Below are 216 nucleotides of genomic sequence, written 5' to 3'. Positions count from 1 at the left end.
AAGGCTGAGCTGTGATGGGGAAGCTCCTTATGGAGCGAAGTCTTTGATTCCCCGCTGCCAAGAAAAGCTTCTAGCGAGATAAAAGGTGCCTGTACCGCAAACCGCCACAGGTAGGCGAGGAGAGAATCCTAAGGTGTGCGAGAGAACTCTGGTTAAGGAACTCGGCAAAATGACCCCGTAACTTCGGGAGAAGGGGTGCTTTCTTAACGGAAAGCC

1 rRNA gene is annotated in these 216 nt (G+C 52.3%); it reads left to right on the top strand.

Annotation, left to right across the window (positions count from 1 at the left end):
* A 23S ribosomal RNA gene (locus MR167_RS33880) occupies positions 1-216 on the top strand; the annotation flags it as partial.

Origin of the sequence: Bacillus cereus group sp. BfR-BA-01355 (assembly GCF_022663675.1) — a bacterium.
Classification (GTDB): domain Bacteria; phylum Bacillota; class Bacilli; order Bacillales; family Bacillaceae_G; genus Bacillus_A; species Bacillus_A thuringiensis_S.
This window is presented reverse-complemented; position numbering and strand designations above follow the sequence as displayed.